A 1,471-nucleotide genomic window follows, 5' to 3' on the forward strand; every position below is an offset into this window, starting at 1 on the left:
GCGGGCAACCTGAAATCGGGCGATCAGCAAAAAGTAGTGGTCGCGCAGAACACCATTCAGATTCAGCCTGCGAATCCGCAGGTCGTGTACGTGCCCACCTACAACCCTGCGTTCGTGTACGGACCGTGGCTCTACCCCGCGTATCCGCCCGTCTATATCCCGCCTCCGCCCGGTTACGCCATCGCGACCGGTTTCGCTGCAGGTCTTGCCTTCGGCACCGGTATCGCGGTGACCAACGCGCTATGGGGCGGCTTCAACTGGAATAGCCACGAAGTGAACGTCAACGTGAATCACTACAACAACATCAACGTCAACAACCGCCTCAGCGCGAGTGGCAGTACGACGAACTGGAACCGCAACACGAATTTCAGCAGCACGCAACACGATGCGTATCGCGGATATGACACGTCACGCACCCAGGCCATGCAGGCCTTCGACAGCCGCACCGGAGAGAACATGAGCGGATCGGCAAGCCAGCGCTTGCAGGGCATCGACAAGGGCGGCTTCAGCGCGAGCGACTTGCAGAGCCACGCGGACTACGCGAATCGCGACAGCGCGCTGCGCGATGCCGGCGATGGCGACGGCGCACGTCAAGACATGCAGCGCGGAGAGGAGAGCTGCAGTTCTCTCGCCAGCAACTTTGGCGGCGCAGGCGGTTTCGGTGGCGACCGGTTCGGCGGCGGAGGAGGCCATTTCGGCGGCGGCGGCGGTGGGTTCGGCGGCCGCTTTCGCCGATAGCACGTGAGCGCGACTGGAGACTTCAGATGCCCCGTTCCTTCCTGACCTGCACGCTCGTTGCCGCGTGGCTCCTGATTGAGAGCGCGCAGGGGGTCCGCGCACAAGCCGTCTTTCCGACGCCGGAAGCCGGTGGCAGCGCATTCTTCGACGCACTCGCCAACAACGACGACGCAGCGATGCAACGCGTGCTCGGCAGCGACTTCCGGCGCTTCATCCCGGCTCAGGACGTCGATCAGGACGACGTATATCGGTTTCTCGGCGCGTGGTCACAGAGCCATGAGATCGTGATCGACCCTTCGTCGGGCCAGAAGCCGGAGGTCGCGCATGTCGCGGTCGGCACGAACGGGTGGACGCTACCCATTCCACTCGTGAAAACGCAGCGCGGCTGGCGCTTCGATCCGGTCGCCGGCAGGGACGAACTGCTGACGCGCCGTATCGGTCGCAACGAGCGCGCGGCGATTCGGACGTCACTCGCGTATCTCGATGCGCAACACGACTATCGCGCGCTCACGCACCATTATGCGCAGCGCCTCGTGAGCCAGCCGGGACAGCGTGACGGCCTATATTGGCCCGCCGGCCAGGGCGAGGCACCGAGCCCGCTCGGTCCGCTCGCGATCACGATGCAGCAAGGCACCGGCATTCCCGCAGGCGGCTACCACGGCTATCACTATCGGATTCTCACGGCGCAAGGCGCGCACGCGAATGGCGGCCGCAAGAGCTACGAGCGCGACGG

At 64.6% G+C, this 1,471-nt stretch carries 2 protein-coding genes; both read left to right on the forward strand.

From position 1 onward, the window contains the following. Positions 1-738: DUF3300 domain-containing protein (locus AWB81_RS42870; protein WP_144444391.1), on the forward strand; the 738-nt coding region annotated here is incomplete at its 5' end. Positions 739-764: 26 nt separating this feature from the next. Continuing rightward, positions 765-1,471: DUF2950 family protein (locus AWB81_RS42875; protein WP_062644635.1), on the forward strand; the 707-nt coding region annotated here is incomplete at its 3' end.

It is taken from the genome of Caballeronia arationis (genome assembly GCF_001544975.2).
GTDB classification, from domain to species: domain Bacteria; phylum Pseudomonadota; class Gammaproteobacteria; order Burkholderiales; family Burkholderiaceae; genus Caballeronia; species Caballeronia arationis.